The 15,226-nt window shown below is 48.4% G+C and carries 10 protein-coding genes; 7 read left to right on the top strand and 3 right to left on the bottom strand.

The window, feature by feature from the left end; translation table 11 throughout:
* Positions 1–197 precede the first annotated feature (197 nt).
* Together VLX91_04310 and VLX91_04315 are read left to right on the top strand one after the other, a co-directional pair.
* Positions 198–845 (top strand): NAD(P)-binding domain-containing protein, encoded by a 648-nt coding sequence (locus VLX91_04310; protein ID HUI29419.1) that lies wholly within the window; start codon positions 198–200, stop codon positions 843–845.
* A 114-nt stretch (positions 846–959) separates the two neighbouring features.
* Complete coding sequence (locus VLX91_04315) at positions 960–2,351, top strand: tyrosine phenol-lyase (protein ID HUI29420.1); 1,392 nt, start codon at positions 960–962, stop codon at positions 2,349–2,351.
* Between the two features lie 11 nt (positions 2,352–2,362).
* Here the strand turns inward: VLX91_04315 and VLX91_04320 are convergent, their stop codons facing one another.
* The 3 genes from VLX91_04320 to VLX91_04330 form a co-directional block, all read right to left on the bottom strand.
* The gene (locus VLX91_04320; protein HUI29421.1) at positions 2,363–2,926 is read right to left on the bottom strand and encodes a GNAT family N-acetyltransferase; all 564 of its coding nucleotides are present in this window, start codon (positions 2,924–2,926) and stop codon (positions 2,363–2,365) included.
* Positions 2,927–2,982: 56 nt separating this feature from the next.
* On the bottom strand, positions 2,983–3,402 hold the full coding sequence (locus tag VLX91_04325) for a BrxA/BrxB family bacilliredoxin (protein HUI29422.1): 420 nt from the start codon (positions 3,400–3,402) through the stop codon (positions 2,983–2,985).
* Positions 3,403–3,536: 134 nt separating this feature from the next.
* On the bottom strand, positions 3,537–4,937 hold the full coding sequence (locus VLX91_04330; protein ID HUI29423.1) for a phosphoglucomutase/phosphomannomutase family protein: 1,401 nt from the start codon (positions 4,935–4,937) through the stop codon (positions 3,537–3,539).
* A gap of 202 nt (positions 4,938–5,139) precedes the next feature.
* Between VLX91_04330 and VLX91_04335 the strand changes: the two genes are divergently transcribed.
* The 5 genes from VLX91_04335 (at position 5,140) to deoC (ending at position 15,063) form a co-directional block, all read left to right on the top strand.
* Entirely contained in the window at positions 5,140–5,943 is an 804-nt protein-coding gene (locus tag VLX91_04335) for a hypothetical protein (protein HUI29424.1), read from the top strand.
* A 176-nt stretch (positions 5,944–6,119) separates the two neighbouring features.
* Positions 6,120–8,138, top strand: a complete 2,019-nt coding sequence (locus VLX91_04340) for an oligopeptide transporter, OPT family (GenBank protein HUI29425.1) — start codon at positions 6,120–6,122, stop codon at positions 8,136–8,138.
* 147 nt (positions 8,139–8,285) lie between these two features.
* Positions 8,286–11,543 carry a hypothetical protein gene (locus VLX91_04345; protein HUI29426.1) on the top strand — a complete coding sequence of 1,086 codons (3,258 nt, stop codon included), beginning with the start codon at positions 8,286–8,288 and terminating at the stop codon, positions 11,541–11,543.
* A gap of 191 nt (positions 11,544–11,734) precedes the next feature.
* Entirely contained in the window at positions 11,735–14,374 is a 2,640-nt protein-coding gene (locus VLX91_04350) for a hypothetical protein (protein HUI29427.1), read from the top strand.
* Positions 14,371–15,063 (top strand): deoxyribose-phosphate aldolase, encoded by a 693-nt coding sequence (gene deoC, locus VLX91_04355; protein HUI29428.1) that lies wholly within the window; start codon positions 14,371–14,373, stop codon positions 15,061–15,063. The genes VLX91_04350 and deoC overlap by 4 nt, the downstream gene beginning before the upstream one ends.
* The last annotated feature ends 163 nt before the right edge of the window (positions 15,064–15,226 follow it).

Consider the following 15,226-nt stretch of genomic DNA (forward strand, 5'->3'; position numbering starts at 1 on the left):
AGAAATGTTCTTTATGTATTGCCTTCTCAAGGTTGGTCACGGTATCTGAAGTCGCAGTATGTCGTGGTCTCTTGGATAAGAGAAGGAGCAAACTTCATGTTTTGAAGTTTCATTATCAATCGAGGAACGATTTCGGGAACAAATTGTTGGCAATTGGGAATCCACTTTGACATAAACCAAAATTTATTGGAGGAGGAATGAAAATAGGAGTTTTTGGTACCGGAATGGTAGGGAATACTATCGGTACAAAGCTCATCCAACTAGGCCATGAAGTAAAAATGGGATCGCGGACTGCGGATAATCAAAAAGCGGCAGAATGGGTGAAAGCAAACGGATCGAAAGCTTCGCAGGGAACATTTTCCGATGCTGCAGCTTTCGGAGAGATACTCTTCAACTGCACGTCAGGGATGAAATCAATCGATGCGTTGAAACTTGCCGGTGAAAAGAACATGGAAGGCAAAATCTTGGTCGATGTCGCAAACCCGCTCGACTTCTCGAAGGGAATGCCCCCGGCCTTGAGTGTTTGCAACACCGACTCCTTGGGGGAACAGATTCAGCGTACGTTTCCGAAAGTGAAAGTTGTCAAATCGCTCAACACTGTTAATTGTAAGATCATGGTCGAACCCTCGCTTGTGAAGGGTGACCACGATATCTTCGTGGCAGGCAACGACAAAGCTGCAAAGGATAAAATTAGTCAAATGATGAAAGATTGGTTTGGGTGGAAATCTGTTATCGACCTCGGCGACATCACTGCCGCCCGATCTCTTGAAATGTTACTCCCTATCTGGGTGAGGCTGATGGGGATTTTCCAAACGCCGAATTTTAATTTCAGGATCGTGAAATAAATGTCTTGCCCCCGTCAGGCCGAAAGCGGCATTGATGGGGTCTCTCTTGTTGCAACTCTCCGTCATACCGAATAAATTTTCCTAGAGTTTGTTTCCAACCAAAGAGGTGCATATATGACGTATCCGAAACCGACCCGTCGAAGCTGGGCCGAACCGTTCAAGATAAAAGTTGTCGAGCCGCTCGAGACGACGACCCGCCAACATCGTGTAAGAGCAATCAAGGAGGCGGGTTATAATACCTTTCTCCTTCGTTCCGAGGATGTCTATATCGATCTCTTGACCGACAGCGGCACAAATGCGATGAGTGATTACCAATGGGCGGGTATGATGCTTGGAGATGAGGCCTACGCCGGAAGCAAGAATTTTTATTATTTAGAATCTAACATGCGAAAATATTACGGCTACAAATATCTTGTGCCGACTCATCAGGGGCGCGGTGCCGAGCATATAATCTCTCAAATCTTGATAAAACCTGGGGACTATATTCCGGGAAACATGTATTTCACCACGACACGCGAGCATCAGGAGCTTGCGGGCGGGAATTTTGTCGACGTGATAATCGATGAGGCACATGATCCGGAATCAAGTTATCCTTTCAAAGGAAATGTCGATCTTCAAAAGCTCGAAGATTTGATAAATATGGTCGGTGCAAAGAAAATTCCATACGCAAGCATTGCTGCAACAGTGAACATGGCCGGAGGGCAGCCGATCTCAATTGGAAATATTAAAGCAGTTCGCAAACTTACGGCTAAACACGGAATCAAGATCATTCTGGATGCGACACGCGCGGTCGAGAACGCTTACTTCATAAAAATGCGCGAAAAGGGTTTTGAGAAAAGATCGATTGAAGAGATACTGAAAGAACTTTGTTCATACACGGATGGATGCACGATGAGCGGGAAAAAAGATTTGCTCGTCAATATCGGCGGATTTCTGGCCGTGAACGACAAGGATGTCTTCGATGAGGCGCGAAACATGGTCGTAGTGTTTGAGGGACTTCACACCTACGGAGGCTTAGCGGGACGTGACCTGGAAGCCATGGCACGCGGAATGGAGGAGATGGTTGAGGAAGATTACATCCGCTCGCGCATTGGCCAGGTCGAATACCTCGGGCAGAAACTCATGGATTGGGAAATCCCGGTAGTCAAACCTATCGGCGGCCATGCGGTTTTTTTGGACGCGAAGAAGATTTATTCACACATACCTCAGGATCAATTTCCGGCGCAGACTCTTGCAGCGGAGATCTATGTCGATTCCGGCGTGCGAACAATGGAAAGAGGAATAGTGTCTGCAGGACGCGATTCAAAGACCGGAGAGAACCGGCATCCTAAACTCGAGCTCGTTCGAGTGACGATTCCGAGGCGTGTCTACACTCAGGCTCACATGGATGTTACTGCGGAATCGGTCTTGGAAGTCTATGAAAACCGGAAGAAGGTAAAGGGCATGAAGATGGTTTATGAACCGAAGCACCTGAGATTTTTCCAGGCGAAGTTCGCGAGACTTTGAGTACCAGCTCATCATCTTGAACCATTAATTTCTGGCCGATAATCACTCCTGAATAATCTGAACAGGACGTGGCGCCTCAACCGGTGTCCTTCCTTAATGTTGGGATGATCAAATTCTCTCACTCTTTCCATCCCGATCCTTTCCATCACCTTTATTGAACGCCAATTCAAAAGGGACGTGAAAGAATATACTTCAGTGAATTGAAACTCATCGAATCCATAACGAAGGCAAGCCCTTGCTCCTTCCGTCGCGTAACCTTTTCCCCATGCCTCTTTTCTCAAACGCCACCCGATTTCAACGCAAGGTGTGAAGTCAGATCGAAATGTAGTAAGGTTGAATCCCGTGAAACCTATGAATCCCCGATCCTTTTTTGTTTCAACCGCCCAGAGCCCGTAACCATTTTCATCCATGTTCTTTACAATTCTCTCAAGGAATTGGTCGCTTTCCTCGCTCTTCAACGAGTTAGGAAAATATTCCATCACCTGCGGATCGGAATTCATCTTTCGGAACTCAATCCTGTCGGCGTCTGTCCACCGTCGAATACATAGCCTTTCGGTTTCAATGATGCATTTCATTGAGTAGCTCCGTGCGGAAGTCGATAGGAGAATTTTGGAATTTCAATCGCGGCATGTTATTGCGTGGAGCGAAAAAGGGCCTTGAGCATCTCTGCAACTGTATGTGGGTTTCTTCCTTCAATGTCGCTTCTATGGATCATGCCTGCAAACTTTCCGTCTTTCATGATTGCAAACGAAGGCGATGATGGCGGCTGGCCTATGAAATAATTTCGCGCGCGCTCCGTCGCCAGGCTGTCCTGTCCGGCAAAGACCGTCGCCAGATCATCAGGAATGATTTTTCCGTTGAGTGCCATCTCGACCGCCGGTCTGGCGATTCCCCCGGCACAACCGCAGGTCGAATTGACAAAGATCAGTAGAGTCCTCTTGTTATTTTTTATAGCTTCATCGACATCCTCTGGAGTTCGCAATTCCTTGAAGCCGAGCGATCTGACCTTATGTCGAATGTCCTCAACGAATAAATCGATTGTAGCAACCATATATTTCTCCGTTCGTTTGTATGATTAAACAACGAATCGGCAAAAATAGTTTTTAGGATTAACAGCAAAGCTGCGAAGACACAAAGATGCCTAATTTTTTATTCGTGGCTTTGCGTCCCGGCGGTAAAAATATCTTATAGATGTGTGATCGCTTCGAGAACCTTATCGACTTTCTCTTTTGATTCGGCTTCGCAGTAATAACGGATGAGAGGCTCCGTCCCGGATGCGCGGACCAGCATCCAGCCGCCGTCTGCAAAGAAATACTTGTATCCGTCGATTTTCAGGACGTGATCGATTTTGTGTCCTGCGACTTCCTTCAAACCCTTCTTCAACTTTCCGAGAACTCTTTGTTTGTACTGCTCCGTTGTGCGCACGTCGATTCTTCTGTAAACGTGTGGTCCAACCTGATCGAATAGTTCTTTCACAAGTTCTCCGAGAGTTTTTGTGCGCTTCGCCATCATTTCGCAAATCGTCAGTCCGAGGAACAGGCCGTCCCGTTCGGGTATGTGTCCTTTGAGTCCGACTCCTCCGCTCTCTTCGCCGCCGATGAGAACATCGCGGCTAATCATCACCGCGGCTACGTGTTTGAATCCAACGGGCAACTCCGTCAAAGTGAGGTTATATTTCTTTGCGAGAATGTCCGGCATATCGCCGACCGAAACAGTTTTCACGACTTCACCCCGAAGCCCTTTCGTCTCATAGTAATATTTTAGAAGGAGGGCGTATACTTCCTGAGGTCCGACAAAATTTCCGTTCTCATCAACCGCGCCGATCCTGTCTGCATCGCCATCGGTCGCAAGTCCGACACTGTAATTTCCTTTCGGCACGAACTTCAACAATTCACCGAGATGCATCGCGATTGGTTCCGGATGCTCGCCGCCGAATGATGGATTGAACTCATCATGAATTACAGTTGCATCGCCGATGAGGTGTTTCAGAATCCCTTGTCCCGCACCGTACATTGCATCGTGGACGATTCTCAGCTGGGCATTTTTGATTGTCTCAATGTCGATCTTTTTTTTCAGATCATCTATGTAAATCTGGCGAAGATTCTCCTTACTGATCAGACCCTTCTTGCTCAAGTCATCAAAACTTTTCTTTATCGAGTCGATCGATTTCTGAGAGGTCCGGTTTGCGTCCTTCTCGACTTTTGCGACGTATTCGACTTCTTCCGGTCCGCCGAAATCGGCCTTCAACTTAAAGCCGTTGTACCTCGCAGGGTTGTGGCTCGCAGTTATTACGACTCCACCCGCGGCACCGAATTTCGGAATCGCCAGTGAAAGGGCTGGCGTCGGACAATATCCATCCGAAAGAATAACTTTCAGACCGGTGCTCGCGATCACTTGAGCCGCTCTTTCCGCGAACTCCTGCGACTGAAATCGCGTGTCGTATCCTATCAGTATCCCGTTTCTAGCCTTCTTATGCTTTTTGTAAAATCTAGCAGTGGCTAGGGCGACTTTCGATACGTTGTCGAAAGTGTAATCTTGTGCGATGATTCCGCGCCAGCCGTCGGTTCCGAATTTTATTTTTGCCATGGTGATTCCTTTTGATTTTAATGGAATAAAATAAAATTCAACCGTTTAAGTTGCAAAGACGTGACTCAGGAGTGCCATTTCAAAATCAGGGGATTGAATTGGTGCGAAACAATGTCTATGATATTTTCTGGATAGGATATAATTAAGAATGATTTTCTGCGTCTTATGGATGTAAAGTCCTAAAGCTTTCTTTGGAGATAACATGAAATTGCTAATCATCGCTTGCTCCTTTTGTGCCTCGGTCATTGTTTGCTCCTGCATTCGCACTGGCTCCGGCACAACTGGACCTAAGATTCCGCAAACGATAGCCCTCGATGGTTATGGAGAGGAGCTTGATTCTACATACTACAAGGTTTGGTCGGATAGCTCATGGGAGGAGTTCTATCAGGATACGACTATAAACGGAGTGACCTACACCGTACTTCTTGATGCCTACGGCGAAGAAAGTCTTTACGACTCGGCAGGCTACTCCGGCTTCATTCTTCCTCAAACAATCTTTGGGGATACCGTTATTATATTTGATGCGCCGCTTCCTTCCCTGCCTGATACCATGGTTTCTGGTCAAACATACGTATTGAAGACAACTTTCTCTTTTCAGGGAGTGAGTTTTGTTCTTGAAGACGACGAATCCTTTCAGGGTGCGACCGCTTCGATCAACCTCCCATTCGGCACGTTCACGAATTGTCCGGACCTTGTATCAACCCAATCGATAACCGGCGGCGGGGAGACTGTGGCAGGAGGAGACCTCGAATATTGGCTAGCCAAAGGTCCTTCAGACATCCAGCAGAATATAAATTTGAACAATGGATACACATACACCATCGAAATGGTCTACGGAGTGGTCAACGGACAAGGCTGGGGTGTGAAGTATCCGAAAGCGCGGCTAAGTTACAAAGCATTTTCTAATGGGACGGTCACAGGACGGCGGCTCATTATAGACTCTTACCGATCAATATCTCGAATTTATACTATTGTACCTCCGATTCGTAGCAGGAAAAGTAGATGAATGTGAGTCAGGGCAGGATAGCTTTCGGCCTGTCCGATCTGTTGTTGAAATTCCTGTTCATTACATTTATATTCACGAAACGAAAATCGCCTTGAACTACCATACAAGATTTCGTGTCGACTCATTTCTTATCAAGGGGCAAACAATTTTTCCCATAAACTAAAAAGGAGCTACTCATGGCTGAAGAAGTGAAAACCATTTCACGTACCCAGTCTTTTGTGCCTGCCGAAACTACGATGAAGGAGTTCACTCTAAGAGCGTTGCTGCTAGGATTGGTAATGTGTGTCATACTTGGAGCGGCAAATGCATATCTGGGTTTGAAAGCGGGAATGACTATCGCTGCTACTTATCCGGCGGCAGTCATCGGAATGGCAGTGCTCAGGATAATGAAAGGGAGCCTGCTCGAGGAAAATTTTGCAAGAACAGTCGGCGCAATCGGCGAGTCGATTGCAGCGGGAGCAGTATTCACTATTCCGGCGTTTTATATTGCCGGGATCTGGAAGCAATTCGACAGCTCTCATTATCTGGAAGCGACCTCGATCATGTTAGTCGGAAGCGTGGTCGGAATTTTGTTTGTCACGGTTCTCAGGCGCGTCATGGTGGAAGACAGAGAGCTTCCGTTTCCGGAGTCAGTAGCGGCATCCGAGATTCATAAAGCAGGCAGGACGGGCGGAACAGGTGCGAAGTATCTTTTCAGCGCGATGGGACTTGGAGCCCTGATTCAGGCGCTTGGAGAGCTCAACTTCTTTGCCGGTGCATGGGAAAGGTTTATCAAATTTACTCCTCTTTCGATGACTCTCAAAAATGGTGCGGGCACTTCCACGGTTCAATCCGGCGGCGGCACTCTCATCACGACTCCCGGCGTCAGCCCGGCGTACGTCGGCGTCGGCTATATTATCGGGCCGAGACTCGCCGGACTGAATTTCGGCGGCGGAGTCTTGAGCTGGGGGTTGTTTGTTCCGCTTCTTCTTTACTTCGTGGGCCCCAGTGCTCTTCCCGCGGACGCATCGCAGGATGCTTGGATCGCGCTGAGCTATTCTGTCTGGTTGACTCTCGTTCGTCCGATTGCAATCGGCGGAATGATTTTCAGTGCGGCATATACGCTTTATAAAATGAGGAAGAGTCTGAGCGTCGGTCTTGGTAGAGCTGTAAGCGACGTGAGAAAAGCGGCAGCCGGCGGAAGAGTCGAGATCAGAACCGAACGCGACATGGATTTTAGGTATGTAGGCGGCGGAATTCTTCTGGCCGGCGTCGCAACATTTTTCATATATAATTATTTTGCGCAAGATGTCTCCGCCGCTCTCACTGCGACGGTTGTCATGCTTGTGACGGGGTTTTTCTTCGCTGCAGTTTCGGGATACTTGGTTGGAATAATCGGATCGAGCAATAATCCCGTGAGCGGACTCACCATTTCTACACTATTGATCGCGGCGATTCTCATGGTCGTGCTCGGGCAGACAGGCGTTGCCGGAGTCGCGGCGGTGCTCGGTGTTGCTGCTGTGGTTTGTGTCGCTGCCGCAGTTGCCGGTGAGATGCTTCAGGATCTAAAAGTCGGACACATACTTGGTGGTACACCTTGGAAAATGCAGGTAGGCGATTTGATCGGCGTGCTTGGCGGATCTGCGATTATGTTCATCCCTCTCATGATTTTGAACCAGGGCGATATCAACCAGGGCGGAATCGGCTTCGGCGGACGAAACCTGCCGGCTCCGCAAGCCGGCATGATGGCTGCACTCGCTCAGGGAATCGTCGGTGGACACATGGCCTGGCCGCTCATCGTCGTCGGAATACTAATGGCTTTCGGATTCATCATCAGCGGTGTGAAGAGTCCGATGCTGGTCTTCGTCGGAATGTACTTGCCGTTCGGAACGGTGGCTGCGATATTCGTAGGCGGATTGATACGCGGAATCGTCGATCTCATCGGCAGGGGCAGAAAGTACAACGAAGCGCAGACAGGGAGGGTAGAGAACACGGGAATCCTTCTATCGTCCGGCTTAATTGCGGGAGAGGCATTGTGCGGACTCGTGTTCGCTGCCCTCGCCTTCTACGACATAAAATGGTTTTCTATTTTTGTCAACCCGAGCTTCGGAGTCAGTTTGTTCGTGTTCCTGCTCCTCGCTGTGATTTTGATTTACTTTCCGATTCGCAATGCTGGATCACCCGATCAGCCTGCCCCGCCAAAGGCAGCAATGTAGGGACATAATCGGCCATTTTAATATAGGGCGGCTGAATTAGCCGCCTTTTGTGTCCCGGTGAAGCACCGGTTTTCTCTTACAGCTTTCGTGTCTGTCAGCTATATTTCAATTCAGACATTCCTACGAACAATAAATAAAAGGAAAGCCATGAAGCATTATTACCTTTTAGCTCTTTCTTGCCTCTTGCCTTTGATTCCTTCTCTCTCAGTTTCGGCTCAGCCAAAATCTTCCACCGATTCGTTAATGTCCTCTGCGACTTTCAGCGGCCTGCAGCTTCGTTCCATCGGACCCGCGTTCACTTCAGGCAGAGTGGCAGCATTTGCAGTCGACCCTAACGATCGCGCGCACTATTTCGTCGCCGTCGCATCCGGCGGGGTGTGGGAAACGAAAAATGATGGCACATCATGGACGCCCGTCTTCGATAACGAGGGCTCGTATTCCATTGGCGCAATTGCAATGGATCCGAAAAACCCTTTCGTTGTCTGGGTCGGGACAGGCGAGAACAACAGCCAGCGGAGCGTCGGATACGGTGACGGTGTTTATAAAACGCTCGACGGCGGAAAAAGCTGGACTGACGTTGGTTTAAAAAAATCAGAACATATCGGAAGAATTCTTATCGATCCGCGAAATTCAAACGTTGTTTTTGTTGCTTCGCAGGGGCCGCTCTGGGGTCCGGGCGGCGATCGCGGCGTCTTCAAGACAACCGACGGCGGCAGGACATGGAGGAACGTTCTCAGTATCAGTGAGAATACCGGTGTGAACGACATCGAAATGGATCCGACGAATCCTGATCTTTTGTACGCCTCATCTTATCAGAGACGCAGGCATGTCTGGACGTTGATCGATGGTGGCCCGGAAAGTGCGATCTACAAATCGACAGATGGCGGCGAATCCTGGAGAAAAATTTCGAGCGGTCTGCCGACCGTCGACATGGGGAAAATCGGTCTTGCGATTTCTCCGGTTAAGACTAGCGTGGTGTATGCAATTGTTGAAGCCGCGGAAGGACAAGGCGGCGTTTTTCGATCCACCGATTTTGGTGAAACGTGGGAGAAGCGGAATAGTTTTGATCAGACGGCGATGTACTATAGTACAATCTACGCAGATCCGAGTAATGTCGACAGAATCTATGTCATGAATTTCATGATCCAGGTTTCCAACGACGGCGGGAAGACTCTCACGCCTCTTAATACTAAATCAAAGCATGTCGACAATCATGCCATGTGGATCGATCCGCGCGACCCGCGTTATTATCTCGTCGGCTGTGACGGCGGAGTTTACGAAAGCTACGATCGTGGCGCGACATGGGATTTCAAAAATAATCTTCCTGTCACGCAGTTCTACGACGTCACGGTGGATAATTCTAAACCGTTCTACTACATCTATGGTGGGACTCAGGATAATAACTCGATGGGTGGTCCATCACGGACTGTGAGTGCATCCGGTATTGTCAATTCGGACTGGTTTATCACAGCCGGAGGCGACGGCTTTCAATCGCGCGTCGATCCCGAAGATCCCAACACCGTCTATTCGGAGAGCCAATATGGCGGACTTGTTCGCTTTGAAAGAAAAACGGGGCAGGTCCTCGGAATACAGCCCCAGCAAGGGGAAGACGAGGCTCCGCTTCGCTGGCAATGGGATTCACCGCTCATCATCAGCCCATTTTCTCATACCCGGCTCTATTTCGCCTGCAACAAACTCTTTCGAAGTGATGATCGAGGTGATACCTGGACTGAAGTCAGCGGAGACCTGACGCGGCAGATAGATAGGAATAAGCTGAAAGTCATGGGAAAGATCTGGAATGTTGATGCAGTTGCAAAGAACGCCTCTACAACTTTTTACGGCACGTGTACCACGATATCAGAATCTCCGATGAAGGAAGGACTCCTGTACGTCGGTACGGACGATGGGTTAATCGAAATGACCGAAGACGCAGGCAAAACATGGAGGAAGATAGAAAAATTTCCCGGCGTACCCGAAATGACTTATGTCTCTCGAGTTTATGCATCGCAATTTGATCTGAACACTGTCTACGCTACCTTCGATAATCACAAGAACGCGGAGTTCACGCCATATGTTTTGAAAAGCACTGATCGAGGAAAGTCGTGGACCACGATCAGCTCGGACCTTCCGAAAAACGGGCCAGTCCTTGCTTTTACAGAAGATTATATCGATCCCAATTTACTTTTTGTCGGCACGGAGTTCGGCCTGTTTTTCACAAGCGATGGAGGAAATCACTGGATTCAGCTCAAAGGCGATATGCCGACGATTCCCGTGCGTGATCTCGTAATTCAGAAACGCGAAGGGGATTTGATCGCAGCCAGTTTCGGAAGAGGATTCTATGTCCTCGACGACTATTCTCCGCTTCGTTCTGCGGATGAAAGGTCGCTTTCACAATCGGTGCTTCTTTTCCATGTCAAAGATGCAATGCTTTATATCCAATCTCAACCTCTTGGCGATTCTGGAAAGGCTGCTCAAGGTGAATCTTTCTTCGCTGCACCCAATCCTCCCTTCGGGGCTACGTTCGCTTACTATCTGAAGGAAAGCCTCAAAACGAAAAAGGAAATTCGTCAGGAAAAGGAGAAGGAGGCCGAGAAAAAGGGCGAAGAAATTCCATATCCTTCGCAGGAAGAGCTGACCTCAGAGAGCATGGAATCTCAGCCTGTTGTTGAACTGAGAGTGACAGACGAGTCGGGAAATGTCGTGAGAAAAATAGACGGTCCATCGACAGCGGGCATGCACCGTGTCAACTGGGATTTGACTTACCCAGATATGATTGCCTCCGGAGGGAGCGATGGCTCCGGCCCTCTCGTGATGCCTGGCAAATATTCGGTGACGCTTTTTGAAAGAATCGAAGGTAAGATGGTACAGCTATCAAGTCCCCAAACATTTGCGGTCTACGTCGAAGGAGCCGACACCATGAAGCATGAAAACCACCAGGCACTTATCGCATTTCAAAAGAAAGTTGCGAGCTTAAACGGTGAAATCCGTGGAGCCATCGAGACCGCTAACCTTCTGAAAAATAGGCTCGGTCTAATCACGCAAGCCTTGAGGCAAACTCCTGCCGCTGTTGACAGTCTGTGGATCATGGAACTCGGTATCGAGAAGGCGGCAGATTCAATACTAATTGCACTTCGAGGCAATGAGACTTTGCGTGCCTTGAGCGAAAATACGCCGGTATGTATCAGCGAACGAGTGTCCACGATAATGGGAAATGAAGCAACCTCTACCGCGAAGCCTCCTCAGACCGACATCAACTCATTTGAAACAGCGAGCGAAGAATTTATTCTGGAATCGGGCAGGCTGAAAGAGCTTGTCGAGGTGCGTCTGAAAAACCTGGAGGAGGAAATGAAAGCATCGGGATCTCCCTGGGTACCGGGCACGCTTCCGGAATGGAATGGGAAATAAAAAACAGGACTAGAAGCACGCGGAGGTTATTAAGTTGCTCTGGTAAAGCTGGCCGTGTTCGTCGGAATCCGTACTTTCGACGTTGGCGGTGCAATGTTTTGTTTACAATGAGTTAAACATAGAGTAAAAAGGATTTCATAACTGTTACATAAAATGATAAGCTGAAACGATAATACATGCGGAGTTTTAGAATGGCAAAAATAAGACCGAGATTTGCCCTGATGTCATGTCTTTTCGTGTGTGCATCCTGCAGTTTCGCGCTGGCACAGAGTGAGAATGAGATGGAATTCGACGAACCGGGCAGCGAGCAAGTCCTCAATCGTCAATTGTGGGAATTTGCCAAAGGGACCCCGTACGAATCTGTAGAGGCTTATGTCGAGAGGGCGCAAGAGAAGTCACGCACAGGAATGTCCGACGAGATAGAGCTTCCGACCGGCTGGAAGATTCATCCTGCCGGAAGACAAATCCAGGTCGGCCACCTTCCTTATGAAGCAATCATGTATAACGGAAAGCTTGTCGTGCTCAACACAGGTTACTATGCCGGTTACTCTCGTATTACGCTGGAGGATACCCTCGAACCTCAGGGAGTTTCAATCATCGACCCTGAGAGCGGAGAAATCCGAAACTCATTGAAGCTTGGTTGCATATTCCCGAGCGCAGTCGTCGGAGCGGACGCATACCTGTATGTCAGTGGCGGGTTTGATTCCACCATTCATAAGATTGACAAGAACTTTCAACTAGCTCAAGAGTACAAAGTCGGAGGTTACACAGCAGGACTTGCCCCGGTTGATTCTCAACATATCGCGCTTCTTTATATGGTTACGACCGATACTTCAAAGACTTCACGTGATCCTTTCGGCATGGGCCATTATGTGAAAGGCAGGATCGCACTGTTGAATCTCGTGAACGGGGATGTCGAGCGTGAGGCCGTCGTCGGTTATTTCCCCTATGCTGTCGAATTTTTGAACGGGAAGTTTTATGTGAGCGTATTGGGAGAAAATAAAATAAACGTCTATGATTCGCGTTTTCGAGAATTGAAATCGTTGAAAGTGGGAAGCGCCCCGGCAAGTATGACTGTTGATGGAGACTATCTCTATGTGGTGAACACAACTGCCGATGAGCTTACGGTGATAGAAGCGAAGACCGACAAAATTCTTCGCAGGATCTTCGTGGGGAAGCATGGATACAGGTCCGGTGTTTCTCCCACTTCTTGCGCAATCCTCGATGGTAAACTGTACGTAAGCGAAGCGACTCTTAACGCTATTGCGGTCTATCGGTTAATAGACGGAAAGCTTCTCGGTTATATACCCACGGGATGGTACACCACAAAGGTTTTGTTGGACGGAAAGAATTTGTATTTCCTCAGTGCTAAAGGGATACTTCCAAGACGTCCCAATCCGAATGGACCCTCGCCCATTATAGAAGGCCATAAAGAGGATTATGTGCTAAATCTCCTGAAAGGGACCGCTGGAATTGTTCCAATGAATTCCATAGATGATGATTTGTCCGAATGGACCAAGGAAGTTGAAGACGGCTCGCCTGTTTATAGTCCGGAGAAGGGCCTCAAGCTTCCGATCAAACATATTTTTTACATCATAAAGGAAAACCGATCTTACGATCAGGTACTCGGAGACCTCGGAAGAGGAAACGGCGATTCGAGTTTGACGATCTTCGGGAGATCGATCAGCCCCAATGTCCACAAGTTGGCGTCGGACTTTGTTACGCTCGACAATTTCTATGCCGATGGTGAGATAAGCGTACTCGGACACAGCTTCACGACAAGCGGCTATGCAAGTCCATTTCTAGAATGGCTCGGCAACGCATCGTACAGCGGCCGATACAAGGGGTATCCGTTCGGCACAGTCCCAGCCGTTTTCTCGAAGGAGTACATTTGGGATGCGCTCGACTTAAAAAGGGTCGATTACAAAATCTATGGCGAGCCGTATTATCTGATGACTGCTGCTTATAGAATCATCGAAAAGTTTTTCGGTGCAAGCAGCGTCATTGCAGAAAAATTTTATTCGAATAGCATGGCACTCGCCGCGAGTGTAGACAGAGGGGCAGAGTTCAGCGAATTCGTGCAGACATTTTATGGAAAGGCAAACAACAGAAAGAGCGCCCTCAAGCTTCTGAACGATGATGCTTTCACGAAGGGAATATCGAGAATTTTTACGGGAGATGAAACGCTTCACAATGCCCTGCGGAAAAATCTCCGTTTCAGGAGGGCATTTGCAGATTTCTTGTACCACTATTCTTTCAATTACTGGACTTGGGATTTGTGGTATTCTGACCTGCGTCGGTTCGAAGCGTGGAAAGCTGACTTCGAGCAGCAGTTGAAATCCGGAAAGGTCGTGCCGTTCGAGTACATCTGGCTTCCTAACGATCACACGGGAGGAATAAACCCCAATTACCAGAATCCGTATCAGCTTGTTGCACAGAACGACGCTGCGTTGGGTTTGATGGTACAGACGATTGCCGCGAGCCCCATCTGGGAAAACAGTCTGATACTTGTGGAGGAGGACGACGCTCAAAATGGTCCTGATCACGTCGATGCGACGAGGACTGAGGCTCTTGCCGCCGGCCCGTACGTTAAAAGAAATTCCGTCGTTGACGACCGCTATGACCAGCTCAGCACGATCAGAACCGTGGAATTAACCCTTGGACTCAATCCACTCAACTTTGAAGATGCGGTAGCGGTACCGATGTTTAGTATCCTTTCTTCTAAACCCGATTTTACAAAATTTGATTCCGCCCCTCCATCAGATAGTTTATCTGCTTCAGACAGATTCATTCTTGAAAGAATGGCGGCTCATGCAGGGGAAGAAAAATGAGCAAGGAAATGAAAATATCCGCGCAGGAACTGGCAGGAATGATCGATCATACTCTTCTCAAGCCGGAAGCGACGCCACATGAAGTGGAACAACTCTGCAAGGAGGCAATCGAATTCAACTTTGCGAGTGTCTGTATAAATCCATGTTACGTTGGACTTGCGAAGGCCAGACTGATGGGTTCGGCAGTAAAAGTTTGTACAGTCATCGGTTTTCCGCTCGGTGCAGCTACTACTATGTCGAAGGTGGGTGAAGCGAAAGAGGCGATCGCGAACGGTGCGCAAGAAGTGGACATGGTCATTAATATCGGGAGACTGAAGTCAAGAGATTATGGTTATGTAGAAAATGAAATCCGCGAGGTCGTGCAGTCTGCTCACTCGAGAGAGGCAATCGTGAAAGTCATAATTGAAACCTGTTTGTTGACGGACGAGGAAAAAGAGAAGGCATGTCTTCTCTCCAGGAATGCCGGCGCTGATTTCGTGAAAACATCTACGGGGTTCAGCAAGGGGGGGGCGACGACGGCCGACGTTGCTTTGATGAGGAGAACAGTCGTGAACAAGATCGGTGTGAAGGCATCCGGCGGTGTGAGAAGTTACGATGAAGCAATCAGTATGGTAGAAAGCGGCGCGACAAGAATCGGAACAAGTTCGGGCGTGAAAATAATTTTGGAAGCAAGACAGCGTATCGGCTAAGCAAAAAAGTTTCTTAACTCCTTCAATTTTATCCCTCCTTTTTTCGTTGTTGAATTACGCAACGGGCAACGCTGAACATTTCACCACCCTGCAATTCTTCTAATTCAACCGAGATTCTCCGATTCCAGTGAATCTTCATTTCTTGAACGTTGAAGAATTCCAT

The sequence above is a fragment of the Candidatus Acidiferrales bacterium genome, from assembly GCA_035515795.1.
GTDB lineage: Bacteria > Bacteroidota > Ignavibacteria > Kryptoniales > JAKASW01 > JAKASW01.

Coding starts and splice junctions, on each gene's coding strand:
- VLX91_04310 (HUI29419.1), top strand. CDS start 198: ATGAAAATAGGAGTTTTTGGTACCGGAATGGTAGGGAATACTATCGGT.
- VLX91_04315 (HUI29420.1), top strand. CDS start 960: ATGACGTATCCGAAACCGACCCGTCGAAGCTGGGCCGAACCGTTCAAG.
- VLX91_04320 (HUI29421.1), bottom strand. CDS start 2,926: ATGAAATGCATCATTGAAACCGAAAGGCTATGTATTCGACGGTGGACA.
- VLX91_04325 (HUI29422.1), bottom strand. CDS start 3,402: ATGGTTGCTACAATCGATTTATTCGTTGAGGACATTCGACATAAGGTC.
- VLX91_04330 (HUI29423.1), bottom strand. CDS start 4,937: ATGGCAAAAATAAAATTCGGAACCGACGGCTGGCGCGGAATCATCGCA.
- VLX91_04335 (HUI29424.1), top strand. CDS start 5,140: ATGAAATTGCTAATCATCGCTTGCTCCTTTTGTGCCTCGGTCATTGTT.
- VLX91_04340 (HUI29425.1), top strand. CDS start 6,120: ATGGCTGAAGAAGTGAAAACCATTTCACGTACCCAGTCTTTTGTGCCT.
- VLX91_04345 (HUI29426.1), top strand. CDS start 8,286: ATGAAGCATTATTACCTTTTAGCTCTTTCTTGCCTCTTGCCTTTGATT.
- VLX91_04350 (HUI29427.1), top strand. CDS start 11,735: ATGGCAAAAATAAGACCGAGATTTGCCCTGATGTCATGTCTTTTCGTG.
- deoC (HUI29428.1), top strand. CDS start 14,371: ATGAGCAAGGAAATGAAAATATCCGCGCAGGAACTGGCAGGAATGATC.